The 23,026-nt window shown below is 72.3% G+C and carries 24 protein-coding genes; 9 read left to right on the top strand and 15 right to left on the bottom strand.

What is annotated here, in order from left to right; translation table 11 throughout:
• Positions 1 to 8 precede the first annotated feature (8 nt).
• Positions 9 to 404 carry a CBS domain-containing protein gene (locus AB0K18_RS01855; protein WP_364908426.1) on the top strand — a complete coding sequence of 132 codons (396 nt, stop codon included), beginning with the start codon at positions 9 to 11 and terminating at the stop codon, positions 402 to 404.
• A gap of 126 nt (positions 405 to 530) precedes the next feature.
• Here the strand turns inward: AB0K18_RS01855 and AB0K18_RS01850 are convergent, their stop codons facing one another.
• Both AB0K18_RS01850 and erpA read right to left on the bottom strand, forming a co-directional pair.
• On the bottom strand, positions 531 to 1,517 hold the full coding sequence (locus AB0K18_RS01850; protein ID WP_364908423.1) for a carbohydrate kinase family protein: 987 nt from the start codon (positions 1,515 to 1,517) through the stop codon (positions 531 to 533).
• 110 nt (positions 1,518 to 1,627) lie between these two features.
• Complete coding sequence (gene erpA, locus AB0K18_RS01845; protein WP_043638338.1) at positions 1,628 to 1,981, bottom strand: iron-sulfur cluster insertion protein ErpA; 354 nt, start codon at positions 1,979 to 1,981, stop codon at positions 1,628 to 1,630.
• A 164-nt stretch (positions 1,982 to 2,145) separates the two neighbouring features.
• Between erpA and nadA the strand changes: the two genes are divergently transcribed.
• Positions 2,146 to 3,297 carry a quinolinate synthase NadA gene (gene nadA, locus AB0K18_RS01840; protein WP_364908420.1) on the top strand — a complete coding sequence of 384 codons (1,152 nt, stop codon included), beginning with the start codon at positions 2,146 to 2,148 and terminating at the stop codon, positions 3,295 to 3,297.
• Between the two features lie 8 nt (positions 3,298 to 3,305).
• Here nadA and AB0K18_RS01835 read toward each other — a convergent pair whose 3' ends face one another.
• The 7 genes from AB0K18_RS01835 to AB0K18_RS01805 all read right to left on the bottom strand — a co-directional run bounded on the left by AB0K18_RS01835 (position 3,306) and on the right by AB0K18_RS01805 (position 10,130).
• Positions 3,306 to 3,965, bottom strand: coding sequence for an SIMPL domain-containing protein (locus AB0K18_RS01835; RefSeq protein WP_364908418.1), 660 nt, complete (start codon positions 3,963 to 3,965; stop codon positions 3,306 to 3,308).
• A 53-nt stretch (positions 3,966 to 4,018) separates the two neighbouring features.
• On the bottom strand, positions 4,019 to 5,923 hold the full coding sequence (locus AB0K18_RS01830) for a serine/threonine-protein kinase (RefSeq protein ID WP_364908415.1): 1,905 nt from the start codon (positions 5,921 to 5,923) through the stop codon (positions 4,019 to 4,021).
• Positions 5,924 to 5,983: 60 nt separating this feature from the next.
• Complete coding sequence (locus tag AB0K18_RS01825) at positions 5,984 to 7,474, bottom strand: alpha/beta fold hydrolase (protein WP_364908413.1); 1,491 nt, start codon at positions 7,472 to 7,474, stop codon at positions 5,984 to 5,986.
• Between the two features lie 83 nt (positions 7,475 to 7,557).
• Positions 7,558 to 8,118, bottom strand: coding sequence for a hypothetical protein (locus AB0K18_RS01820; protein WP_364908410.1), 561 nt, complete (start codon positions 8,116 to 8,118; stop codon positions 7,558 to 7,560).
• A gap of 5 nt (positions 8,119 to 8,123) precedes the next feature.
• The gene (gene htpX, locus AB0K18_RS01815) at positions 8,124 to 9,023 is read right to left on the bottom strand and encodes a zinc metalloprotease HtpX (protein ID WP_364908407.1); all 900 of its coding nucleotides are present in this window, start codon (positions 9,021 to 9,023) and stop codon (positions 8,124 to 8,126) included.
• Positions 9,024 to 9,027: 4 nt separating this feature from the next.
• Entirely contained in the window at positions 9,028 to 9,306 is a 279-nt protein-coding gene (locus AB0K18_RS01810) for a hypothetical protein (RefSeq protein ID WP_355425016.1), read from the bottom strand.
• Positions 9,303 to 10,130, bottom strand: a complete 828-nt coding sequence (locus AB0K18_RS01805; protein WP_355425019.1) for a PspA/IM30 family protein — start codon at positions 10,128 to 10,130, stop codon at positions 9,303 to 9,305. Before AB0K18_RS01805 ends, AB0K18_RS01810 begins: the two co-directional genes overlap by 4 nt.
• 153 nt (positions 10,131 to 10,283) lie before the next feature.
• Between AB0K18_RS01805 and AB0K18_RS01800 the strand changes: the two genes are divergently transcribed.
• A complete protein-coding gene (locus tag AB0K18_RS01800; protein ID WP_364374027.1) occupies positions 10,284 to 10,868 on the top strand; it encodes a DUF3043 domain-containing protein in 585 nt (194 codons plus the stop codon).
• Between the two features lie 30 nt (positions 10,869 to 10,898).
• Here AB0K18_RS01800 and AB0K18_RS01795 read toward each other — a convergent pair whose 3' ends face one another.
• Positions 10,899 to 11,873, bottom strand: a complete 975-nt coding sequence (locus AB0K18_RS01795; protein ID WP_364908404.1) for an SMI1/KNR4 family protein — start codon at positions 11,871 to 11,873, stop codon at positions 10,899 to 10,901.
• A gap of 57 nt (positions 11,874 to 11,930) precedes the next feature.
• Between AB0K18_RS01795 and AB0K18_RS01790 the strand changes: the two genes are divergently transcribed.
• Positions 11,931 to 12,929 (top strand): aldo/keto reductase family protein, encoded by a 999-nt coding sequence (locus AB0K18_RS01790; RefSeq protein ID WP_355425027.1) that lies wholly within the window; start codon positions 11,931 to 11,933, stop codon positions 12,927 to 12,929.
• Between the two features lie 68 nt (positions 12,930 to 12,997).
• Here the strand turns inward: AB0K18_RS01790 and AB0K18_RS01785 are convergent, their stop codons facing one another.
• On the bottom strand, positions 12,998 to 13,210 hold the full coding sequence (locus AB0K18_RS01785; protein WP_364908401.1) for a hypothetical protein: 213 nt from the start codon (positions 13,208 to 13,210) through the stop codon (positions 12,998 to 13,000).
• A gap of 198 nt (positions 13,211 to 13,408) precedes the next feature.
• Between AB0K18_RS01785 and AB0K18_RS01780 the strand changes: the two genes are divergently transcribed.
• Positions 13,409 to 14,422 (top strand): bifunctional adenosylcobinamide kinase/adenosylcobinamide-phosphate guanylyltransferase, encoded by a 1,014-nt coding sequence (locus AB0K18_RS01780; RefSeq protein ID WP_364908398.1) that lies wholly within the window; start codon positions 13,409 to 13,411, stop codon positions 14,420 to 14,422.
• 15 nt (positions 14,423 to 14,437) lie between these two features.
• Here the strand turns inward: AB0K18_RS01780 and AB0K18_RS01775 are convergent, their stop codons facing one another.
• Positions 14,438 to 15,238, bottom strand: a complete 801-nt coding sequence (locus AB0K18_RS01775) for an ATP-binding cassette domain-containing protein (RefSeq protein WP_355425035.1) — start codon at positions 15,236 to 15,238, stop codon at positions 14,438 to 14,440.
• A 34-nt stretch (positions 15,239 to 15,272) separates the two neighbouring features.
• On the opposite strand from AB0K18_RS01775, the gene AB0K18_RS01770 reads away from it, so the two are divergent.
• Positions 15,273 to 16,238 carry an adenosylcobinamide-GDP ribazoletransferase gene (locus AB0K18_RS01770; protein WP_364908395.1) on the top strand — a complete coding sequence of 322 codons (966 nt, stop codon included), beginning with the start codon at positions 15,273 to 15,275 and terminating at the stop codon, positions 16,236 to 16,238.
• 4 nt (positions 16,239 to 16,242) lie between these two features.
• Here the strand turns inward: AB0K18_RS01770 and AB0K18_RS01765 are convergent, their stop codons facing one another.
• Genes AB0K18_RS01765 through AB0K18_RS01755 form a run of 3 tightly spaced genes read right to left on the bottom strand, consistent with a single transcriptional unit; the run spans position 16,243 to position 18,511 of the window.
• Complete coding sequence (locus AB0K18_RS01765; protein WP_364908392.1) at positions 16,243 to 17,211, bottom strand: CPBP family intramembrane glutamic endopeptidase; 969 nt, start codon at positions 17,209 to 17,211, stop codon at positions 16,243 to 16,245.
• On the bottom strand, positions 17,208 to 18,167 hold the full coding sequence (locus AB0K18_RS01760) for a hypothetical protein (RefSeq protein WP_364908390.1): 960 nt from the start codon (positions 18,165 to 18,167) through the stop codon (positions 17,208 to 17,210). The genes AB0K18_RS01765 and AB0K18_RS01760 overlap by 4 nt, the downstream gene beginning before the upstream one ends.
• The gene (locus tag AB0K18_RS01755; RefSeq protein WP_345400901.1) at positions 18,164 to 18,511 is read right to left on the bottom strand and encodes a GntR family transcriptional regulator; all 348 of its coding nucleotides are present in this window, start codon (positions 18,509 to 18,511) and stop codon (positions 18,164 to 18,166) included. Before AB0K18_RS01755 ends, AB0K18_RS01760 begins: the two co-directional genes overlap by 4 nt.
• A 105-nt stretch (positions 18,512 to 18,616) precedes the next feature.
• Here AB0K18_RS01755 and AB0K18_RS01750 point away from each other — a divergent pair, with 105 nt between their 5' ends.
• Genes AB0K18_RS01750 through sucB form a run of 3 tightly spaced genes read left to right on the top strand, consistent with a single transcriptional unit; the run spans position 18,617 to position 22,998 of the window.
• Entirely contained in the window at positions 18,617 to 20,086 is a 1,470-nt protein-coding gene (locus tag AB0K18_RS01750; RefSeq protein WP_364908388.1) for a leucyl aminopeptidase, read from the top strand.
• A 51-nt stretch (positions 20,087 to 20,137) separates the two neighbouring features.
• The gene (gene lpdA, locus AB0K18_RS01745) at positions 20,138 to 21,502 is read left to right on the top strand and encodes a dihydrolipoyl dehydrogenase (protein ID WP_364908385.1); all 1,365 of its coding nucleotides are present in this window, start codon (positions 20,138 to 20,140) and stop codon (positions 21,500 to 21,502) included.
• A 38-nt stretch (positions 21,503 to 21,540) separates the two neighbouring features.
• Positions 21,541 to 22,998, top strand: a complete 1,458-nt coding sequence (gene sucB, locus AB0K18_RS01740) for a 2-oxoglutarate dehydrogenase, E2 component, dihydrolipoamide succinyltransferase (RefSeq protein WP_364908382.1) — start codon at positions 21,541 to 21,543, stop codon at positions 22,996 to 22,998.
• Positions 22,999 to 23,026: the final 28 nt, after the last annotated feature.

Genomic DNA, 23,026 nt, shown 5'->3' with positions numbered 1-23,026 from the left:
GCGACGTCATGAGCACGGGCGCCGAGTGCATCAGCGCGCAAGAGACCCTCGATCGCGCCGCGCAGATGATGCGCGAGTACGAGGTGGGGGCACTGCCCGTATGCGGGCCCGACGACCGGGTGACGGGCATCATCACCGACCGCGACATCGTGGTCAAGTGCGTCGCGACCGGCCACGACCCGGCCGAGACCACGGCGGGCGAGCTCGCCACCGGGCTGGTGTGGGTGGCGCCGGACGCCTCGGTGGAAGAGGCGCTCGCCCGCATGGAGGAGCACCAGATCAAGCGGCTGCCGGTGATGGACGACGGCCGGCTGGTGGGCATGATCAGCGAGGCGGACCTGGCCGCGCACCTGAGCGACGACAAGCTCGCCGAGTTCGTCCACCGCGTCTACGCCCCGCACTAACCGCACGGAAAAGAGCCGGACCGCCGCTGGGCGGCCCGGCTCACCCGCGTCCGGGTCGGGGCAGGACCGCCACTGAGCGGCCCGGCTCACCTGTGTGCGGGTCAGGGGTGGTAGCAGATGTGCGGGTCAGGGGTGGTAGCAGCGCACGTGCTGGGCGATCTCGGCGGCCGCGTCGGCGCCGTACGCGGCCCCGAACCGCTCGAGGAAGACCTGCTGGCCCAGCTCGTACTCCTGACCACCCACGCGCTCCAGCACGTGGGTGGCGGTGAGGTTGCCGATCTGCCCGCACCGCTCCAGCGACAGGTCCCAGGCCAGGCCGGCCAGGAAGCCCGCGCGGAAGGCGTCGCCGACGCCCGTGGGGTCGGCCTTGCCGCGCTCGGGAGCGGGGGCGACCTGGATGGCCGGCTCGCCCTTGCGGTCGATGACGGCGCCCTTGGGGCCGAGCGTGGTGATGCGCACGCCCACGCGGTCGAGGACCTCGGCGTCGGACCAGCCGGTCTTCTGCTCGATGAGCCCCTTCTCGTAGTCGTTGGAGAACAGGTAGGCGGCGCCGTCGACGAGCTGGCGGATCTGCTCGTCCTCCATGCGGGCGAGCTGCTGGGAGATGTCGGCGGCGAACGGGATGCCGCGCTGGCGGCACTCCTCGGTGTGACGCAGCATCGCGTCGGGGTCGTTGGGGCTGATCAGCACCAGGTCGAGCCCGTCCACGCGGTCGGAGACCGGCTTGAGCTCGATCAGCCTGGCCTCGGCCATGGCCCCCGTGTAGAAGGAGGCGATCTGGTTGTGGTGCTCGTCGGTGGTGCACAGGAAGCGCGCGGTGTGCTGGGTCTCGGAGACGTGCACGGAGTCGCAGTCGACGCCGTGGCGCTCCAGCCAGGAGCGGTAGTCGGCGAAGTCGTTGCCCACGGCGCCCACGAGGATCGGCCGCAGGCCGAGACAGGCCATTCCGAAGGCGATGTTCGCCGCGCAACCGCCGCGACGGATCTGCAGGTCATCGACCAGGAAGGAGAGCGACACCCGGTCGAGCTGCTCGGCGATGAGCTGCTCGCCGAAGCTGCCGGGGAAGGTCATCAGGTGGTCTGTCGCGATGGAGCCGGTTACGGCGATGCGCACGGGATTCTTCTTCCTCGTTGTCAGCAGGCCAAAGAGCCCCACGAGAATACGCGAAGGTCCCGCCCGCTCAAAGGCGGACGGGACCTGGCGGCCTTTATGGCGCGACCCGTTTAGTTGAACGAGTCACCGCAGGCGCACGAGCCCGTGGCGTTGGGGTTGTCGATGGTGAAGCCCTGCTTCTCGATGGTGTCGACGAAGTCGATGGAGGCGCCCATCAGGTAGGGGGCGCTCATCCGGTCGGTGACCACACTGACACCGCCGAAGTCGGACACGACGTCGCCGTCCATCGAACGGTCGTCGAAGAAGAGCTGGTAGCGCAGGCCGGAACAGCCTCCCGGCTGCACGGCGACCCGCAGCTGCAGACCCTCTTCGCCCTGCTGCTCGAGCAGGCTCTTGACCTTGGCGGCGGCCGCGTCAGTCAGGATCAGGCCCTGTGCCGTGGTCTCGCTGCTCTCAACCGTCATCTGCTGACTCCCTAACCCGGCTGTCTGTTTTCGACGTCCTACTGATGACGCTACCAACACCTGGGGGTGTCCACACATTCCCGGGTGTCGGACGCCCCGGAATAAACCGTTTCGGGGGTGTGTCATCATGAGTATCGTCAAACCGACGATAAGGGGGTAAGGCGATGGCCACCCAGACCGGACTGCCGCTCTTCGTCCTCGGCAGGGGTGCCGATCCGCACAGCGAGAAGGGGGTCGACTGTCCCGGCGAGCTGCCGCCCGCCTCCGACCCCGGACTGGTGGAGCGCGCCCGCAAGGCCAAGGAGGCGCTCGGCGACCGCCTGTTCGTGCTCGGCCACCACTACCAGCGCGACGAGGTCATCCAGTTCGCCGACGTGACGGGTGACTCGTTCAAGCTGGCCCAGCAGGCGGCGGCGCGTCCGGAGGCGGAGTTCATCGTCTTCTGCGGCGTGCACTTCATGGCCGAGTCGGCCGACATCTTGACCGGCGACGCCCAGAAGGTGATCCTGCCGGACCTCGCGGCGGGCTGCTCCATGGCCGACATGGCGACCTACGACCAGGTCGAGGAGTGCTGGGAGGCGCTTGAGGACGCCGGGCTGGCGGAGTCGGTGGTGCCGGTCACGTACATGAACTCCAGCGCCGACATCAAGGCGTTCTGCGGGCGCAACGGCGGCGCGGTGTGCACCTCCTCCAACGCCCGGCGCGCCCTGGACTGGGCGTTCGAGCAGGGCGAGAAGGTGCTGTTCCTGCCCGACCAGCACCTGGGCCGCAACACGGCGGTGCTGGAGATGGGCATGACGCTCGACGACTGCGTGGTGTGGAACCCGCACCGCCCCAACGGCGGCCTGACCCAGGAGGAGCTGGAGCGGGCGAAGATGATCCTGTGGCGCGGCCACTGCTCGGTGCACGGCCGCTTCACCGCCGAGTCCGTGGACGACGTACGCGCCCGCATCCCCGGCGTCAACGTGCTCGTGCACCCCGAGTGCCGCCACGAGGTCGTGCTCAAGGCCGACCACATCGGCTCCACCGAGCACATCATCAAGACGCTCCAGGCCGCGCCCGCCGGGTCGAGCTGGGCCGTCGGCACCGAGCTGAACCTGGTCAAGCGGCTCGCCCAGATGTTCCCCGACAAGAACATCTCGTTCCTCGACAGGACCGTCTGCTACTGCTCCACGATGAACCGCATCGACCTGCCGCACCTGGTGTGGGCGCTGGAGTCGCTGGTGCTCAGCGAGGTCGTCAACCAGATCACCGTGGACGACGACACCACCCACTGGGCCAAGGTCGCGCTCGACCGCATGCTGGCGCTGCCGTAACGCCCGGCCTACGCGAAGTCGTAGCCCACTTCCACGAAGACCGTGACCGGCCGCATGCCGGGGCTGACCGAGGCCCCGGCCTCGGCCACCATCGCCGCCGCGCGCATCGGCTGCGGCGGCGCCTGGCGCAGCTCGCTCACCGACACCACCCGGCCGAGCGGCCGGCCGGCCAGCGCGGCGTACTGGGCGGCCTTGGCGGCGGCGTCCCTGAACGCCCGCTCCCTGGCCTCGGCCAGCGCCGCGGCCGGGTCGGACAGCTCGAACGCCACGCCGTTCAGCCTGGCCTCCTCACCCACCCCCGCCACCGTGTCGATGACGTGGTCGGCCCTGCCCGCATCTGGGCCCGCATCTGGGCCCGCATCTGGGCCCGCATCTGGGCCCGCATCTGGGACGACGTCGCGGACGACGACCTCGACGCCCTGCGCCGCCCGGTAGGCCGCGACCTGGGGATAGGCCTCGTACTCGGGGCCCAGGGACAGCTCGACCGTCGTCACGTCGCGGGCGGCCACCCCCGCGCGTCCCAGCGCCTCGGTGAGCCGGGCCGCGGCGGCGCGGGCGGCTTGGAACGCGTCCGCGGCGGAGGACCTGCGGACCTCGACGCCCGCGTAGAGCCGCAGGGTGTCGGGCGCGGCCAGGACCGAGCCCTCGCCGACCACGGTGATGTCCACGGGCGCCCCCTCGCGGTTGGGTCCAGGCCCCGATCCTAGGTCGCGACCCCGCCTCACGTGGCGGGCCTGGCGAAGCGGAAACCCATCGTGTCGAACTCGGCCTTGCCCCCGGCCGTCGCCAGCACCCGGACCGCCCGGCCCTTCATGTCCACGACGACCGCCTCGTACCCGCCGTCCTTGGCCCGCCACACCGCGAGGTGGTCGTCGTCCCACCAGCCGATGAGCCGTTCCGCGGCGACCGGGACCGTCACCGTGCCGGTGCCGGTGCCGGTGCCGGTCGTCGGGTGCGCGCACAGCGCGGTGCCGGCGGCCGTGCAGTGCGCCAGGAACCGGCCGCCCGACGGCGAGACGTCGTCGCCCTCCACCCACACCGGGCTGCCCACGTCCTTGAGCGTGCGCTGGACCTTGCCGTCGAGGCCGTAGAACGTCATCGCGCCGCCCGTCCAGGTACCCACCGCGCGGCCGCCGGCGTCCCAGAAGAAGCGCCACTCCCCCGCGCCCTGCTCGCCGGTCCTGAGCACCTCGCCCCTGCCCGTGGCGACGTCGATGACGCCGAAGCCGTACGCCTGCGCGGCGCCGCCCTCGTCCTTGTAGAGGGTGACCAGGGCCCGCTCGCCGTCCGGCGACCAGCGCGGCGTGGCCGGGTAGACCGGCTTCGGGCTGAGCTTGACCACGCGTCTCGCGCCGGTGACGTGGTCGACGATGGAGACGGTGGCGAACAGGTCGGTGCTGTAGTCCACGTCGGTGGCCAGAGCGAGGTTCGTCCTGGGATCCAGGGCGTACTCGAAGTAGCGGGTCTCGCGGGCGAACTCGCCGGTGTCGTGCTTCCTGACGTAGAGGCGCTTGCCGCCGTCCAGGGTGTAGGAGGCGAGCCTGAGCGGGTCGCCGTCGCGCTCGCTGATCCGCACGGACGTGCCGGGCAGCGTGTACGACCGGGTCGCGGGCGTCGCCGGGGTCGTGACGGCGGCGGCCGACGGCGTGGAGGTGACGGTACGCGGCGGCGGGCCGCTCAGCCGTACGGCGACCAGCGTGCCCGTGGCGGCCAGCGCCAGCACTCCGGCCGCCGCCGCCCACCCGATCCGCCGGCCCCGGGCGGGGTTCCTGGAGGCGGTGCTGCCCTCTTGGAGGAGGTCAGGGGTCCGCGGCCGGGCGTGGCCGAGCAGGCGCATGAGGGCCTCGGCGGCCGACGGCCTGGTGTCCGGGTCCTTGGCCAGGCAGTCGGCGACCAGCGCGCGCAGGGCCGGGTCGTCGATGCAGGTGACGTCGGGCTCGGCGTGCAGGATGCGGTGCACCACGGCCGCCACGCCGTCCTGGCCGAACGGCGGCCGTCCCGACGCGGCGAACAGCAGCGTGCCTGCCCAGGCGAACATGTCCGACTTCGGGCCCGGCCCCTCCTCGTCGAGCTGCTCGGGCGCCATGTACGACGGCGTGCCCACCACCGTCCCGGTGAGCGTCGAGGCCAGGTCGAGCGCCTTGGCGATGCCGAAGTCGATGACGCGGGGCCCGTCGGGGGCGAGCACCACGTTCGACGGCTTGAAGTCGCGGTGCACGATGCCGGCCCGGTGGATGGCGACCAGCGCGGTGACGGTGCCGACCGCCAGCCGGTGCAGGGCGGCGCCGGTGCGGGGGCCCTGCTCGCGTACGACGTCGGACAGGGTGCGGCCGTCGATGTACTCGCTCACGATGTACGGCCGCCCGCCCGCCAGCCCGGTCTCGATGACCTGCGCGGTGCAGAACGGCGCCACCCGCCGCGCCATCGCCACCTCGCGGACGAACCGCTCGGACGCCTCGGCGTCGCCCGCCAGGTCGGCGCGCAGCAGCTTGACCGCGGCCTGCGTCCCGTCGGGGCCGGTCGCGAGGTACACGATGCCCTGCCCGCCCTCGCCGAGCCGCCCGGTCAGGCGGTACGCGCCCGCCTCCGCCGGGTCCCCTGGACGCAGGGGCGCGAGGTCAGGCATCGGCACAACCCCCACAAATGGCGACTTTCCCGCCATTCTGCTGGCTTGGGGCCCTCGCCGTCACGCGTTCACGGCGTCGGCGATCGCCTGCGGGGCGCGGAGGGGGAGGCGGCGGCCGGCCACCGGCAGGCGTACGTGGGCGGCTCCCAGGGCGGTGGCCAGCCGGGCCTGGCAGGCGTCGGCGTCGTCGCCGCTGATCACGGTGACGGGGACGGCGGGGAACGGCTTGCCGGCGCGCAGCAGCAGCAGGTCGGCGGCCATGTCGCGGCGGGCGAGCCACTCCCCCGCCATCGCGGCGGGCACCTTGCCCATGGTGGAGACGCCCGACGGGTCGGGCCGGCCGGTGAGCAGCCGGTGCGCGGCGGGCCCCGCCAGGCGGGCCACCACGGCCGCGCCCCATGTGCCGCCCAGCACGGGCAGCCACCGCCCGGCGGTCCTGGCGGCGGCGAGCGGCCTGCGCCCGGTGACGCAGGCGGGGTCCACCAGGACGAGCCCGGCCAGGCACAGCGGGTGCAGCCGGGCGAACGCCTCCGCGTGCCAGCAGGCCACGCCGTGCGCGACGAGGGTGACCCGCTCGGGGTGCGCGGGGGCGAGCGCGACCAGGCGGGCGACCTCGGCGTACAGGGTGGGCGGCGCCACCGGCCTGGCGCTGCGCCCGAGCCCGGGCCGATCGAAGCGCACGACCCGGCGCGACCCGGCGAGCAGCCCCGCCACGGCGTCCCAGTGGAACCACGCCCCGCCCGGTCCCGACGTGATCAGCACCGTGGGCCCTGCCCCCTCCTCGACGACATGGGTGTCCGCGTGATGAGACACCCGCACGCGGGCGGCGGCGTCCGGCGGAGGCGGGGGGAGCACGCGGGCGCCGCCCACCCCGCCCATGCGGCCGGGAGCGACCCGCAGGCAGCCGTCCTCCCCGTACGGGTCGTCGCCGGTGACGGGCGCCGGCGCGGGGTCGTCGGCCACGAGGAGGTGGAGTGCCACGTACACGAGCCAGAACGCGATCACCGTGAGCTGGGCGCGATGCGCGAGCCCGGCGCCGTGCCCCGCGATCAGGGCGATGACCAGCAGCAGCGTGGCCACCAGGCTCAGCCAGGTGAGCGCCCATGACAGCCACGACCGCCACCGCACGCCGAGCAGCGCCATGGCGGCGAGGACGGCGAGCGTGCCGGACGCCCCGGTCAGGCCGTGCAGCAGGTGGCTGAGCGAGGTGCCCGAGCCGCCGCAGGCGGGGTCGCTGAGCGTGGCGCAGTCGAGCGGGAACAGCCCGCCCAGGAAGGTGAACACCCCGAACGCGGCCAGCGCCAGCCAGCCCGGCCACTCGCGGACCACCCTGGGCACCAGCAGCACCCCCAGGACGCACGCGAGCCCCGACAGCGCGTCGCCGGCCCGGAACAGCGGGCTCCACGGCTGGTCACGGGCGGCCAGCTCGCTGACGTACCCGTGGGTCCTGTCCACTGCGGGCGTGGTGAACTGGCCGGTGATCCAGGCACTGCCCAGCACCGCCGCCATGATGAACGCGCACGCGGCGAACACGTACAACCTTCGCTCCACGTGACAATTAGATCACCGTACGCGAAAGTCGCAGGTAAGCGCCCCTGCCGGCTCCCCCGTCAGTGCCCCCGTCAGAGCCCCCGTCAGAGCCCCGGAGCCCCCCACACCGGGAACCATCGGCCGAGATCCTTCTCCAGCGGCAGCTCACCCTCCAGAGCGCCTCTGGCCTGCAGTTCGAGCGCGTTGTCGCGCTTCTGCCCGGCGAGCGGCGCGAACGGGTAGAAGGTGCCGCGCTTGTACAGGTAGACGACGGCCAGCCGGCCGCCGCCGTCAGGCCGCGCGAACGACACCAGCGAGCAGAGCAGCGACGGCCCGAACCCGGCGCCCTCCAGCGAGGAGTTGACCGCGTGCAGCTCGGTCACGAGGTCGCTGAGCGCCTCGGACGTGCGGCGGACGAGCAGCCAGGTGTAGCCGTAGCCGTCGTCGGACTCCTCGACGCGCTCCCCCAGCAGCGCCTTGGCGTCGCGTTCGACGGTGGCGAACGCACCGCCCTCGGCGGCCCGGAAGGCCACCGAGCCGAGCCCGGTCGGCTCGAGCCCGGTCGCCGCCTGCAGCGTCACCGCCGCCGACGGCAGCGCGAACAGCGCGTCGAGGTTGGGCTTGACCGGCTTCGACCGGCCGAGCAGCGCGTCGAGCCAGCCCATGGGCCTCAGCCCCTTCCCAGTTGCCGGGAGATGCCGGCCAGCTGCTCAAGGCGGCGCTCGAGCGGCGGGTGCGTGGAGAACAGCGCGGCCAGCGTCGCGCCCTTGGCCAGCGCGGGCGCGAAGTAGAAGGCGTTGAACGGCTCCGCCTCCCGCAGGTCGCGGGTCGGGATCCTGGCCATGTCGCCGGAGACCTTGGTCAGCGCGCTGGCCAGCGCGGACGGGCGCTGCGTGAGCAGGGCGCCGGCCCGGTCGGCGGCCAGCTCGCGGTAGCGCGACAGGGCGCGGGTGAGCAGGAAGCTGACCGCGTACACGACGACGGACACCAGCAGGATGATCACGCCGATGGGCAGCCCGCCCTGGCCGCCGTTGCGGCGGCCGCCGAGCCCCGTGTAGAGCGCGAACCTGGTCATCAGCCCCGCCACGATGCCGAGGAACGAGGCGATCGTCATGACGGCCACGTCGCGGTGGGCGACGTGGGACAGCTCGTGCGCGATCACGCCCTCCAGCTCCTGCGGCTCAAGGCGGCGCAGGATGCCGGTCGTCACGCAGACGACGGCGTGCTTCTGGTCGCGGCCGGTGGCGAACGCGTTGGGGACGTCGGACTCGGCGATCGCCACCCGCGGTTTCGGCATGTCGGCCAGCGCGCAGAGCCGGTCGATCAGGGCGTGCAGCTCTGGCGCCTCCTGCGGTGAGACCTCCCGGCCGTGCATCGCGAACAGGGCGATGCGGTCGGACAGGAAGTACTGCACCAGCAGGAAGGCGCCCGCCAGCACCAGCACGGTCAGCGCCTGGGCGCCCAGGGCGATCAGGACGCCGACGAACACGACGTAGAGCAGCCCGAGCAGGAACATCGTCACGACCATCCGGCGGGTGAGGCCGGGGTCGGACGCGAACCGCGTGCTCACGGCGTCAGCCCGGGATGAGGCCCTGGTCGCCCAGCATCTCCCGGACCTCCTCGATCGAGGCGTCCGCGGGGGGAAGGATCAGCTCTGACGGCTCAAGGCTGTCGTCGGGAAGCGCCTTGCCCACGTGGCGCACCTTGTCGAGCAGCGCGTGCAGCTTGACGCGGAAGGCCTTCTCGTCGCCCGCGTCGATGGCCGCCTCCAGCTCGGTGTCGAGCTCGTTGAGTACGGCGATGTCGTCGGCGGAGATCTCGATCTGACCCTCGCCCATGATTCTGACGATCATGCGCCCTCCCCAGGCTGACGGTACTGCTGGGTGGGGCCGGCCTGCTGCTGCTGCTGAGGCTGTGCCTGCGGCTGGGCCTGCTGCTGCGGCTGTCCCTGCTCGATGGACGGCTGCGGCGCGGAGCCCTGGCCCAGCTCGGCCTTCATCCTGGCCAGCTCCAGCTCGACGTCCATGCCGCCGCCCATGCGGTCGAGCTCGGCCTGGATGTCGTCGCCGCGGGTGCCGCTGAAGTCGTCGAGCGCGCCGCTGGCGAGCAGCTCGTCGATGGCGCCGGCGCGGGCCTGCATCTGCGCCGTCTTGTCCTCGGCGCGCTGGATCGCGAGGCCGACGTCGCCCATCTCCTCGGAGATGCCGGAGAACGCCTCGTTGATGCGCGTCTGGGCCTCGGCCGCGGTGTAGGTGGCCTTGATGGTCTCCTTCTTCGTGCGGAAGGAGTCGACCTTGGCCTGCAGCCGCTGGGAGGCCGTGGTCAGCTTCTCCTCCTCGGCCTGCAGGTTGTCGTGCTGAACCTTCAGGTCGGCCATCTGCGCCTGCAGGTTGGAGCGCCGCTGCAGCGCCTCACGGGCAAGGTCCTCGCGGCCGACGGACAGCGCCTTGCGGCCCTGCTCCTCCAGCCTCCTGGCCTGGTTCTCCAAGCCGGTTATCTGCAGCTCCACCCTCTTGCGCGAGGTGGCGACGTCGGCCACCCCCCTGCGCACCTTCTGCAGCAGCTCGAGTTGCCGCTGGTAGGAGTAGTCAAGGGTCTCGCGCGGATCCTCCATCTTGTCCAAGGCCTTGTTGGCCTTGGACTTGAAGATCATCGAAAGTCTCTTCATCACGCTCATGCGCGTCGGCCGTCCCCTTCTAGGTCGTGCTGGTGTCAATCCCGATGCAGCGCAGCCGCCTTGGGATTACCCTACGCATAACGCACGAGGGCGTCACTAAGTTGCAGTCCAGGTAGGGTTGACGTCGTGTTGCGACGCCGTTCCCAAACCTCCGTGGACGACACCCCCGTCCCCGATGACGATCCTAAGCCCCAGGGTAAAGGTCGTCCCACACCCAAGCGCCGGGATGCCGAAGGCAGGCGCCGCCAGTACGTCTCCGCGCCGAAAGACCGCAAAGAGGCATACCGGCAGATGCGTGCCAAACAGGCCACCGAGCGAGAAAAGGCCCGTCAGGGCATGCTCGCCGGTGACGAGCGGTATCTTCCCGTTCGCGACAAGGGTCCCGCCCGCAAATTCGCGCGCGACTGGGTCGACGCCCGGCGGCTGCCGAGCCAGTATTTCCTGCCGTTCTCGCTGGTGATCCTGCTGGCCACGTGGATTCCCTGGCCGATGGCGATCCGCGCCCAGGTGCTGGGCTACGTCGTCACGATCGGCTGGCCGATCATGATGCTCGGCGTGCTGTTCACCTCGGTCTTCGTGGCCTTCAAGGTGAAGAAGGAGGTCGCCGAGAAGCTGCCTGACGAGAGCGTCAAGGGCGTGGGCTTCTACGCGGCGATGCGGGCCCTGCAGATCCGCAAGCTGCGCTTCCCGCCGCCGCGGGTGCTGCCCGGCGGCCGGCCCGTGCCGCCTAAGAAGTAGCGGCCTCAGGAACGGCCGTAGCAGCGGCCGTCACGGATCGCCCTGCTCCACGATCTCCCAGCGCAGCACGCCTCGCTCGACCGCGGGCCGCCAGCCGTCGAAGTCCTTCCCTTCCTCCAGGGCGTCGGCGACGGCCCGCATGAGTGCGTGGTACGACGGCCGCCGTGGCCCCATGCCGCCGATTGTGTCGTCCCAGCCGACGCTGCCGTCGGCGGAGTCGACCAGCGCGTACGCCGAATACTCCTCCATGTCGGCGAAGACGAGGACCGGGATCAACCGGCCGCTCCACAGCTCGTCCCAGGGGTCGTCACCGCGGTCCGTGGAGTCGAGCCTGCACTCATGGCGCCAGGTGTCCCTGATCTCGCGGACGCTGAGATTCGACGCGCCGTCGAACCACGCCCCGAACCCGAACCCGGCCGCCCCGTCGTGACGCAGCAGCGAGGCGCGCAGGTCGTCGGGGAAGTGCACGCCCATCTGCGCCTCGGCGATCGCGATCGTGCGGGCCCTGCCGGGCCGTCCGAGCCCGCGGTACGTCTGCGGCGCGTTCGCCTTCAGCCACCGCTCGATGCGCCGCCACTGCCGGTTCACCGCCCGCCTGACCTCGGGGTCGATCGGGCGGACGGTCACCGGGCCCGTGACCGGCGAGCAGTAGAGGTCGGGCGTCGGGGCCGGCTCGGGGGTCGGGGACGGCGGCGCGACCGTCCGCTGGGCCGCGGCCACCAGCGCGCTGTGCCGTTCGCGCTGAGCCTGCAGCCGGGCGTCCGAGGTGTCCTCGTACGGCAGCAGCGCGGCCACCAGGACCACCGTCACGACCCCCGCGACGGCCGCCCAGACCGGCCACACCGGCCTGTTGCGCACCGGGCGGCCCGGCCACCACGCGGCGGGCCCCTGAGCGCTCTTGCGCGGGGCGGGCGGCCTGGCGGGCATGCGGGCGCGCCGGCGCAGCCGGACCGCGACGGCGGCCAGGATCGCGGCCGTGAGCGCCAGCCGTACGAGCTTCAGCACGTCGCGCACCCTATCCCGAATCAGATCATCCGATGTTCCACCATTAGAGTCGGACGCATGGAATTCCGACACCTTGGTCGCAGCGGTCTCATGGTCAGCGAGATCAGCTACGGCAACTGGATCACTCACGGCTCCCAGGTCGAGGAGGACGCCGCCAAGCAGTGCGTGCAGGCGGCCCTCGACGAGGGCATCACCACCTTCGACACCGCCGACGTCTACGCCGGGACCAAGGCCGAGGAGGTGCTGGGACGCGCGCTCAAGGGCGTTCGCAGGGAGTCGCTGGAGATCTTCACCAAGGTCTACTGGCCGACCGGGCCCGGCAAGAACGACCGCGGATTGTCGCGCAAGCACATCTTCGAGTCGATCCACGGCTCGCTGCGTCGCCTGCAGACCGACTACGTGGACCTCTACCAGGCACACCGCTTCGACTACGAGACCCCGCTCGAGGAGACGCTCAAGACGTTCGACGACCTCGTCCGCCAGGGCAAGGTCCTCTACATCGGCGTCAGCGAGTGGACGGCCGAGCAGATCGGCCGCGCCCTGAAGATCGCCGACGAGATGGGCTTCGACCGGCTCGTGTCCAACCAGCCGCAGTACTCCATGCTGTGGCGGGTCATCGAGTCCGAGGTCGTGCCGCTCAGCGAGAAGGAGGGCGTGGGCCAGATCGTCTGGTCGCCGATCGCCCAGGGCGTGCTGACCGGTAAGTACCTGCCCGGCCGGCAGGCGCCCGAGGGCTCGCGGGCGACCGACAAGACCGGCGGCGCGATGATCGCCCGGTTCATGCGCGACGACGTGCTGACCCGCGTCCAGGAGCTCAAGCCGATCGCCGCCGACCTGGGCCTCAGCATGGCGCAGCTGGCCGTCGCCTGGGTGCTGCAGAACCCCAACGTCTCCAGCGCCATCGTCGGCGCCACCCGCCCCGAGCAGGTGCGCGACAACGTCAAGGCGGCGGGCGTCAAGCTCGACGCGGACGTGCTGAAGAAGATCGACGACGTGCTCGGCGACGTGGTCGAGCGTGACGCGTCGAAGACGGCGAGCCCGAGCAGCCGCCCGTAGGTTCTCCACGACGAAACCCCTTGAGCCGGACTTTCCGCTCAAGGGGTTTTCGTTTCTCCTGCCCCTGCTTAAGGCGACTCGGGGCGCAAGGACAATCCCGTGTACTCCACTCGTTCCTCCTCAAGCAACGCGACCTGCTCGACACCCGATTCGAGCAGCTCACGCCAGTTTTCACCGATCCACGACTCGGCGTCCGCCTGGCTGGGAAAAACCTCTCGCGGCAAAGGGCGATCCGTCACCTCAGCACCACGCGCATTTTCATAACGCCACCGCCATGTCATGCCATACGCTCCTTTTCCGCGGGTTCGCCGGCGCACCCTCCGCAGGCACTGGGAACCCTACTCCCGAGCTTTCCGGTCAATCGATGCCGCGCGCGTTCCCGTGTTGCGGCAGGGGTCGCCTGGACGGCGGCCGCCTTCCCTCTGTCTCCCCCGGTTCGGCGCCCGCCTCACCCCTGGTCCTTTTGTACGCTCGGCGCGGTGAAAGTCCTTCTCACCGGTACGGCGGGCGCCTCGGGCCGGCCGGAGCCCGGCTGCCGCTGCGTCTCCTGCGCCACGCCGCCCCCTGACCGTCGCCGCCCGTTCGGCTTCGTGGTGGACGGCGTGGTCACGTACCCCTTCCGCGACCTGCCCGACGGCTACCGGCCGTGCGCCGGCGGCCTGGGGCTGGCCTGCCCCGACGGCACCCGCCTCCTCCACCTCCCTCGGGGCGCCTCCGTGCCCGTCCAGGAGACCTCCCGGTACGACGTCGTGCTGATCGACCTCCTCGACCGTCCTGAGCGCCTCGGGGAGCTGCGCCGGGCCGGGCTCGCGGACGCGGCGACCACGGTGGTGGCCGTCGGGCTCGACCACCGGATCCGGTCGGAGGAGGAGCTGGCCGGGCGCCTGCGGCTGTGGGGCGCGATCACCGTCCCCGACGGCACGGAGGTGACGCCGGGCCAGGGTGCCGCGCCGCTGACGCCGCTGACGCCGCTGACGCCGCTGCGGGCGCTGCTGCTGGGCGGGTCCAGGTCGGGGAAGTCGGCGGAGGCGGAGGCGAGGCTGGCGGCCGAGCCGCACGTCACGTACGTCGCCACCGGCCCTGACGGCACGGGCGACGGCGAGTGGGCGGCGCGGGTGCGGGCGCATCGGGAGCGCAGGCCCGCGCACTGGGCCACCGTGGAGACGACCGCTCTGGCGGCGGCGATCCGCGCGGCCACCACGCCGCTGCTGATCGACGGGCTGGGGACGTGGCTGGCGGCCGTGTTCGACGAGCACGGCGCCTGGGAGGGTGACCGGGCCCCGGTGATCGCCCGCTGCGACGAGCTGGTGGCCGCGTGGCGGCAGACGCCCCAGCCCCTGGTGGCGGTCTCGGACGAGGTCGGCATGGGCGTGGTGCCCGCTACGGCCAGCGGGCGCGCGTTCAGGGACGCCCTGGGCCGCCTCAACGAGCGCCTGGCGGCCGAATCGGAGTACGTCGCCCTGGTGGTGGCCGGCCGCGTGCTCGCCCTCTGACGGCCTTGTGCGGGGTCAGGGGCGGGTGGCGCGGGCGTACCAGCGGCCGTCGATCCTGTCGACCTGGAGCGGGCGGCCGAAGCAGTCGCTGAGCAGATCGGAGGTGAGCACGTCGGCGACCGGCCCGGCGGCGAGCACCCGGGCGTCGCGCATCAGCATGGCGTGCGTGGTCGTCGCGGGCACCTCCTCCAGGTGGTGCGTGACGGTCACGGTGGTGAGCACGGGCCTGATGGCGGCGAGGTGTTCGACGGCGCTGATGAGGTCTTCGCGGGCGGGCAGGTCGAGCCCGGCGAACGGCTCGTCGAGCAGCAGCACCGCGGGGTCGGACATGAGCGCCCTGGCCACCCTGACGCGGGCCCGCTCGCCCTGGGAGCACACGCGGAAGGGCCGCTCTGCCAGCTCCTTGCAGCCGAGGTCGGCGAGGAGGCGGTGGGCGCGGTCGTGCTCGGCGTCGCCGTACCGGTCCCACAGGGGCACGCTCGTGCTGGTGTGGCCGGTGAGCACCACCGTGTGCGCGGTCGCCCCCTCCTCCTCCATCAGCTCCTCGTCGATGAGCCGCTGGCTGGAGGTGACCAGCCCGATGTGGCGGCGCAGCTCACGTACGTCGACCCGGCCGAGCCGGTGGCCGAGCACGCTGACCGCGCCCTCGCTCGGGTGACGTACGGCGCCCACGAGGGAGAGCAACGTCGTCTTGCCCGCCCCGTTGGGCCCCAGGACCGCCCAGTGATCGCCGTAGTCCACCTGCCAGTCGACGCCGTCCAGCAGCGTTTTGCCGACGACCCGGACGCCCACGCCTTCCAGTTCAACCACGTGCATCCCGCCACACTAGTGGGCCCTAGGATCGTCCGTTATGCGGTCGATGGACGGGCTGCGGTTCGCCGTGGGCACGCTGAGCGTCTTCCCCGTACGCGTGGAGCGGGTGGACCGCCAGGTGGCGGGCCGGGCGATGGCGCTCGCCCCGGCCGTCGGGCTGGTGCTCGGCCTGGCGGGCGGGCTGCCGCTGGTGCTGTTCGGCGGGCGGCCGTTGCTGGCGGCGGCGCTGGCGCTGGCGTTGCTGGCGCTGCTCACCCGCGCGCTGCACCTCGACGGGCTGGCCGATCTCGCGGACGGGCTGGGCAGCGCCAGACCGGCCGACCAGGCGCTCGACATCATGAAAAAGTCGGACATCGGACCTTTCGGGGTCGTGACGCTGGTGTTCACGCTGCTCGTCCAGGTCACGGCCCTGGTCTCCGTCAGCCCGCCAGGCGACGCTCCTTACGCGCGTTACGCCGCGCTGGTGACCGCCTGCCTGGCCGGGCGGCTCGCGCTGACCTGGGCCTGCCGGGCGGGCGTGCCCGCCGCCCGGCCCGACGGCCTGGGCGCGATGGTCGCGGGCACCGTACGCCGCCGGGCCGTCGTGCTCGTCACCCTGGCCGCCGTACTCGCCGCCGCCGCGATCGGCCTGCTCGCCGCCCCGGGCCCGGCGCCCGTGGACGACCACCCGGCCGTGGACGGTCTCGTCGTGGAGAGTTTCGTCAACGTGACGGCGGTGGTGGTCCAGGAATGTCCCTTGGACTTCGCGGCCTTCCCCGACTGCCCTGAGCCGGCCGTGCCCGGCATGCGGTACGAGGAGGCGAGCGGTCTCCTGCCGGGCGGCATCGCGGCGCTCGGGCGGACACTGGCGGCCCCTGTCGCGCTGCTCGCCGGGCTGGCCGCCGCCCTGCTGCTGCTCGGCCGCGCCCGGCGCCGCCTCGGCGGCGTCACGGGGGACGTGCTCGGCGCGCTCGTGGAGACGGCCGTCACGGTGACGCTGGTGGCGTACGCGCTGCTCGCCTGACGCCTCAGCCCGCCTCGCCGGACCGCCCCGGCCCGGACGGAGCCGACTCCGGCTCGGCGTCCTCGGGGACGTCCCGCGCCGGCGGGGCGGCGGGAGCCCGTGCGGCCAGCGGGAGGAAGCGGAGCAGGGCCGCGCCCACCAGGGCGAGCAGCACCCAGCCCACCACGCCGGTGATGCCGGCGAAGATCTCGTTCGGCGGGTGGGCGGCGTCGCCGAGCAGCAGGACGGGCCCGGCGACGGCGTTGAGCGACGCGTGGGCCACCACCGCGGGCCACACGCTGCCCGACCGCAGCCGCAGCCAGCCGATGACCACGCCGGCCACCGTGCAGAAGCCGATGAACGCGAGCGCCGCCCACGAGCCGAGCCGCGGGTAGTTGTAGCCGAGCAGGGTGATCGGGGCGTGCCACAGCCCCCAGATGAGCCCGGAGTAGACCAGCCCCATGACGGCGCCGTTGGCGGCGGTGAGCCGGGGTAGCAGCCAGCCGCGCCAGCCCCACTCCTCCCCCAGCGCCGGGAGCATGATCGGCACGGGCCCCAGCAGCGCCGCCAGCACGAGCTGCATGACGGCCACGGAGGTCATCTCGTCAGGCGGCCGCACGCCGCGCGCCCGCAGCACCTCGGCGAGCAGGCTGAACCCGCCGAGGTCCAGCGAGACCAGGCCGACGGCGGCGCTCACGCCCATGGCGAGCAGCGTCAGGAGCGGCACGCCGAGCCAGGCGGCCAGCACGAGCCGCAGGGTGCGGCCCCTGTGCTCGCCGAAGGTCAGGCCCGTCTCCTTCGCCCACCGCCGGAACGGGGTGCGCGCCGCGATCCACACGCCGAGCACGCCGATCGTGGGCGTGAGCATCATCAGCGCGGCGAGCGCCTGCACCTTGGACGGCGTGCCGAGGCCGTCGCTCAGCCAGAGGGGCAGGGCCGCGGCCCAGGACAGGCCGAAGGCGAGGACGAGGTAGACGAGCAGCGGTCTCTTCATGGCTGGGCACGCTCCGCGACGAGGGCGTTGATGAGGGCGGCGCCGCGCTCGGCGTCGTCGATGCTGATCGCGAGCTGCCCACCGGAACGGTAGCGGAGCACGAGGCACTCGCCACCGCGCAACATGATGGTGGCGGCTCCGGGCACGCCGCGGAAGCCCCAGCCGCCGGCATCGGCGGGCGAGCGCCGCTCGGCCCAGGCCGACTCGACGGACGACAGCCTGATCCGCCGCGCGGGCCAGCCGAACGGCCCGAAGCCGATCCTGATCAGGCCGTCGCCGACGCGCACGGACACGGCCATGGTGGCGAGCCCGACGACGAGGAGGATGACGGCGCCCGGCAGGACCGCGGCCATGAGGGAGCCGCCCTGGCCGCGCAGCCCGAGCAGGGTCATGACCACGGTGACGGCGAACACGGCGACGACGGCCGCGGTGAGCCCGCGGTTGACCACCCGGCTGACCCAGACGGCCCGCTGGCCGGACCGCAGCCGCAGCACGGGCGGCGCCTGGCTGCCCGGCGCCGGCTCGTCGGGCTCTCCCTTGGCGAGGACGGCGGCCGACGCCGTGGCCGCGAGCATGCCCCCGAGTATGGCGGCGATGTGCCAGCCCGGCAGCGTGGCGGCCGTCCAGTCGGGGACGTCGAGGTTGGCTGACAGCGTCGAGCCCTGGGCGCCCATCAGCAGCACACCCGTCCCGAACAGCAGGCCCCACCAGGTCATCCTGGACGCGCGGCGCACCTGGGCCCGCCCGCTCAGCACGACCATGGCCACCGCCGGCACCACCCAGACGCCGGCGCTGACGAGCACGTGCCCGGTGAACGAGTTGGACCCGTCGGGCGAGGTGCCCGACCAGTGGGTGGCCATCGGATCGGGCAGCCGGTCGCGTACGGCGTAGGCGGGCAGGACGAGCGCGGCGGTCACGGCCAGCCCCCACGCGGCGGCGACGGCACGGGCTATCACGTCAGTTCCTCCAGGATGGTGATGAGGTCGTCACGGCTGTAGCCGTGCTTCTTGGCCTCCTCGAGCAGTTCGCGTGCCCGCTGGGCGAGCAGGGCGCGCCCGTCGGCGCGCCGCGCGACGCTGACGCCGCGGCCTCTCCTGAACTCCAGCAGCCCCTCGTCGCGCAGGTCGCGCAGGGCGCGCAGCACGGTGTTGGGGTTGATGCCCAGAGCGCCGGCCAGGTCGCGGGCCGGCGGCAGGCGGTCGCCCGGCCGGTAGGAGCCCTCGCCTATGGCACGGCGGATCGCGCCGGCCACCTGCTCGTGGAGCGGCCGGGCGTCGTTGAGGTCGAGCGTCAGCAACATGGTGCCAATGACGCTAGCACCATTATGTGCGGGGTCCTGAGCTGCGATTGGTGGGATGAACCCCTGTTTGTGAGTACGCAGAAACCGTGGATAGCATCGGTTTACGTGACCACAGTGCGGCTGAACTCAGCAGATCCAGTCTCCATCGACACCGACGCTTTGATCGTCGGCTTCCGGTCAGGCCAGGACGGCCCCGTCCCCGCGGTGGGCGTGGAGGCCCTGGAATCCGCGTTCGGCGGCAAGCTGGCCGCCTCACTCGACGCCGTGGGCTTCACCGGCAAGGCGGGTGAGCTGGCCAAGCTGCCGACGTTCGGCTCGGTCACCGCCTCCGTGCTCGTCGCCGTCGGCCTCGGCGACTCCCCCGGCATCGAGGGCCTGCGCCGCGCCGCCGGCGCCGCCGTACGCTCCGTCGCCGGCGTCTCCAGGGCCGCGCTCGCGCTGCCCGCGGGCACCCCCGACGAGGCCGAGGCCGTCGCGCTCGGCGGCCTGCTCGGCGCGTACGCCTTCTCGCGCTACCGCACCGACGGCGAGCAGAAGGCCCCGGTCGCCGAGCTGACCGTGCTGTCGGAGCAGGGCGACGGCGTGGCCGAGCGCGCGGGCGTGCTCGCCGACGCCGTCTCGCTCGTCCGCGACCTGGTCAACACCCCGCCGTCCGACCTGTGGCCGGCGAAGTTCGCCGAGATCGCCGAGCAGGTGGGCGACAAGGCGGGGGTGAGCGTCGAGGTGCTCGACGACGAGCAGCTCAAGGCCGGCGGCTACGGCGGCCTCATCGGCGTCGGCCAGGGCTCGGCCCGCCCGCCGCGCCTGGTCCGCCTCTCCTACAGCCACCCCGAGGCGAGCAAGACGCTCGCGTTCGTGGGCAAGGGCATCACGTTCGACTCCGGCGGCCTGTCGCTCAAGCCGTCCGCCTCGATGGACTGGATGAAGTCCGACATGGGCGGCGCGGGCGCCGTGCTCGGCGCGCTCATCGGCATCGCCAGGCTCGGCCTGCCGGTCAACGCCGTCGGCTACCTCTGCCTGGCCGAGAACCTGCCGAGCGGCACCGCCCAGCGTCCCTCCGACGTCATCCACAGCTACAGCGGCAAGACCGTCGAGGTGCTCGACACCGACGCCGAGGGCCGCCTCGTGCTCATGGACGGCATCGCCCGCGCCGCCGAGGACCAGCCCGACCTCATCGTCGACGTCGCCACCCTCACCGGCGCCCAGATCGTCTCGCTCGGCTGGCGCACCGCCGGCGTCATGTCCAACGACGACGCCGTCAGGGAGCTGGTGGTCGAGGCCGCCGGCGCCGCGGGCGAGGGCGCGTGGGGCATGCCGCTGCCCGAGGAACTGCGCAAGGGCCTCGACTCCCCGGTCGCCGACATCGCCAACCTGCAGCCCGAGCGGTGGGGCAGCATGCTCGCCGCGGGCATCTTCCTGAAGGAGTTCGTGCCCGACGGGGTGCGCTGGGCCCACATCGACATGGCCGGTCCCGCGTACAACAAGGGCGAGCCGTACGGCTACACGCCCAAGGGCGGCACGGGCGCCATCACGCGCACCCTGATCGGACTCGCAGAGCGGCACGCGAGCATCTGAAACAAATGAAAAGATGACGGCATCACGAACACCCCGACAAGGAGCCTTCCTGTGGCCTATGACATCGTCGTCCTAGGAGGCGGCAGCGGCGGTTACGCCTGTGCCCTGCGGGCGGCTGAGCTGGGCAAGTCGGTCGCCCTGATCGAAAAGGACAAGATCGGCGGCACCTGCCTCCACAGGGGATGCATCCCCACGAAGGCCCTGCTGCACTCCGCCGAGATCGCCGACGAGACCCGCGAGAGCGAGACCTACGGCGTCAAGGCGAGCTTCGAGGGCATCGACGTCCAGGGCGTCCACGCCTTCAAGGACAAGATCGTCACCCGGGCCTGGAAGGGCGTGCAGGGCCTGCTGAAGGCCGCGGGCGTGACGATCGTCGAGGGCGAGGGCAAGCTCGTCGGCGCCAACCGGATCCAGGTCGGCTCCGAGGTCTACGAGGGCCGCAACATCGTCCTGGCCACCGGTTCGGCGCCGAAGTCGCTGCCCGGCCTGGAGATCGACGGCGAGCGCGTCATCACCAGCGAGCACACGCTCAAGATGGACCGCGTCCCCGCCTCGGTGGTCGTCCTCGGCGGCGGCGTCATCGGCGTCGAGCTGGCGAGCGTCTACCGCTCCTTCGGCGCCGAGGTCACCATCGTCGAGGCGCTGCCCCATCTGCTGCCGACCGAGGAGGAGTCCAGCTCCAAGCTGCTCGAGCGGGCCTTCCGCCGCCGCGGCATCAAATACGAGCTGGGCGTCTTCTTCGACGGGGCCAAGACCACCGAGACCGGCGTCGTCGTCACCCTGGCCAACGGCAAGACCCTCGAGGCCGAGCTGCTGCTCGTCGCCGTCGGCCGCGGCGCGGTCTCGGCCGGCATGGGCTTCGAGGAGCAGGGCATCGCCATCGAGCGCGGCACCGTCGTGGTCGACGAGCACTGCCAGACCTCCGTGCCCGGCGTCTACGCCATCGGCGACCTCATCCCCACACTGCAGCTCGCCCACGCCGGGTTCGCCGAGGGCATCATGGTCGCCGAGCACATCGCCGGGCTCAACCCGCCGCCCATCGACTACGCGGGCGTGCCGCGCATCACCTACTCCGACCCCGAGGTGGCCTCGGTGGGCCTCACCTCGGCGCAGGCGGCCGAGCGCGGCATCGAGATCGTCGAGCAGGTCTACGACCTCGCGGGCAACCCCAAGAGCCAGATCCTCGGCACGGCGGGCGCCGTGAAGGTCATCGCGCAGAAGGACGGGCCCGTCGTCGGCGTCCACATGGTGGGCCGGCGCATCGGCGAGCTCGTCACAGAAGGCCAGCTCATCTACAACTGGGAGGCCCTGCCCGCAGAGGTCGCCCAGCTCGTTCACGCACACCCGACCCAGTCCGAGGCCATGGGTGAGGCGATGCTGGCTCTGGCCGGCAAGCCGCTGCACGTACACAACTAGTCCAGCCCTCGAGATCAGAACGCGAGAGAAGAATAACGATGCCGGTCTCCGTACAGATGCCCCAGCTCGGCGAGAGCGTGACCGAGGGCACGGTAACCCGTTGGCTGAAGAAGGAGGGCGAGCGCGTCGAGGCCGACGAGCCGCTCCTCGAGGTGTCGACCGACAAGGTCGACACCGAGATCCCGTCGCCGTCCGCGGGTGTCCTCACCAAGATCGTCGTGGCTGAGGACGAGACGGTCGAGGTCGGGGCCGAGCTCGCGGTCATCGACGAGAACGGCCAGCCCGGCGGCGCCGCCCCGGCGCCCGAGGCGGCCGCCCCGCCGGCTCCCGAGCCTGAGCCCGAGCCTGAGCCGGAGCCCGCCCCCGCCGCCCCGGCCTCCTCGATCCCGCAGCCGGCTCCTGCGCAGCCCGCCCCCGCGCCTGCGCCCGCTCCTGCCCCCGCCCCGCAGGCCGCTCCCGCCCCCGCTCCGCAGGCGCAGCCCGCCCCCGCCGTACCGTCGGGTGAGAGCCCCTACGTGACGCCGCTGGTGCGCAAGCTCGCCAACGAGCACGGGGTCGACCTCGACTCCATCACCGGCACCGGCGTCGGTGGCCGCATCCGCAAGCAGGACGTCCTCGAGGCCGCCAAGGCACAGCGCGAGAAGGCCCAGGCCGCCGCCGCTCCCGCCGCCCCGGCCCAGGCGCCCGCCCAGGCCGCGCCCGCCGCCGCTCCGGCCGCCGCCGCTCAGGCTCCGGCCGCCGCCGGTCCCGAGCCGGTCGAGGTCGACACCACGCTGCGCGGCCGCACCGAGAAGATGTCGCGCCTGCGTCAGACGATGTCCAAGCGCCTGGTGGAGTCGCTGCAGACGGCCGCCCAGCTCACCACCGTGGTCGAGGTCGACGTCACCAAGATCGCGCGGCTGCGCGACCAGGCCAAGGCCGAGTTCCAGCGGCGTGAGGGCGTCAAGCTCACGTTCATGCCGTTCTTCGAGCTGGCCGCCATCGAGGCGCTCAAGCAGCACCCCAAGCTCAACGCGACGATCAACAACGAGACCATGGAGGTCACGTACTTCGACGTCGAGCACCTGGGCATCGCGGTCGACACCGAGCGCGGCCTGATCGCGGCGGTCATCAAGAACGCCGGTGACCTCAACCTCGCCGGTCTGGCCCGCAAGACGGCCGACCTCGCCGAGCGCACCCGCGCCAACAAGGTGACGCCCGACGAGATCACCGGCGGCACGTTCACGCTGACCAACACCGGCAGCCGTGGCGCGCTGTTCGACACGCCGATACTCAACCAGCCGCAGGTCGGCATGCTCGGCACCGGCGCGGTCGTCAAGCGGCCCGTGGTGATCGACACCGCCGAGGGCGAGGTCATCGCGGTGCGCTCGATGGTCTACCTGGCGCTGACCTACGACCACCGCCTCGTCGACGGCGCCGACGCCGCCCGCTTCCTGACGACGATCAAGCGTCGCCTGGAGGAGGGCCGCTTCGAGGCCCAGCTCGGCCTCGCGTAGTCACGCGGCCGTGCGGCCTTGAAGCCGC

This window comes from Nonomuraea sp. NPDC049421 (genome assembly GCF_040677005.1).
GTDB classification, from domain to species: Bacteria; Actinomycetota; Actinomycetes; order Streptosporangiales; family Streptosporangiaceae; genus Nonomuraea; species Nonomuraea salmonea.
The sequence above is the reverse complement of the archived record's forward strand: the minus strand, read 5'-3'. Positions and strand labels throughout refer to the sequence as shown.

Coding starts and splice junctions, on each gene's coding strand:
- erpA (WP_043638338.1), bottom strand. CDS start 1,981: ATGACGGTTGAGAGCAGCGAGACCACGGCACAGGGCCTGATCCTGACT.
- AB0K18_RS01855 (WP_364908426.1), top strand. CDS start 9: ATGAGCACGGGCGCCGAGTGCATCAGCGCGCAAGAGACCCTCGATCGC.
- AB0K18_RS01765 (WP_364908392.1), bottom strand. CDS start 17,211: ATGAAGAGACCGCTGCTCGTCTACCTCGTCCTCGCCTTCGGCCTGTCC.
- AB0K18_RS01805 (WP_355425019.1), bottom strand. CDS start 10,130: ATGAGCGTGATGAAGAGACTTTCGATGATCTTCAAGTCCAAGGCCAAC.
- AB0K18_RS01755 (WP_345400901.1), bottom strand. CDS start 18,511: ATGTTGCTGACGCTCGACCTCAACGACGCCCGGCCGCTCCACGAGCAG.
- sucB (WP_364908382.1), top strand. CDS start 21,541: ATGCCGGTCTCCGTACAGATGCCCCAGCTCGGCGAGAGCGTGACCGAG.
- AB0K18_RS01785 (WP_364908401.1), bottom strand. CDS start 13,210: ATGACATGGCGGTGGCGTTATGAAAATGCGCGTGGTGCTGAGGTGACG.
- AB0K18_RS01810 (WP_355425016.1), bottom strand. CDS start 9,306: ATGATCGTCAGAATCATGGGCGAGGGTCAGATCGAGATCTCCGCCGAC.
- nadA (WP_364908420.1), top strand. CDS start 2,146: ATGGCCACCCAGACCGGACTGCCGCTCTTCGTCCTCGGCAGGGGTGCC.
- AB0K18_RS01830 (WP_364908415.1), bottom strand. CDS start 5,923: ATGCCTGACCTCGCGCCCCTGCGTCCAGGGGACCCGGCGGAGGCGGGC.
- AB0K18_RS01770 (WP_364908395.1), top strand. CDS start 15,273: ATGCGGTCGATGGACGGGCTGCGGTTCGCCGTGGGCACGCTGAGCGTC.
- AB0K18_RS01820 (WP_364908410.1), bottom strand. CDS start 8,118: ATGGGCTGGCTCGACGCGCTGCTCGGCCGGTCGAAGCCGGTCAAGCCC.
- AB0K18_RS01790 (WP_355425027.1), top strand. CDS start 11,931: ATGGAATTCCGACACCTTGGTCGCAGCGGTCTCATGGTCAGCGAGATC.
- AB0K18_RS01775 (WP_355425035.1), bottom strand. CDS start 15,238: ATGCACGTGGTTGAACTGGAAGGCGTGGGCGTCCGGGTCGTCGGCAAA.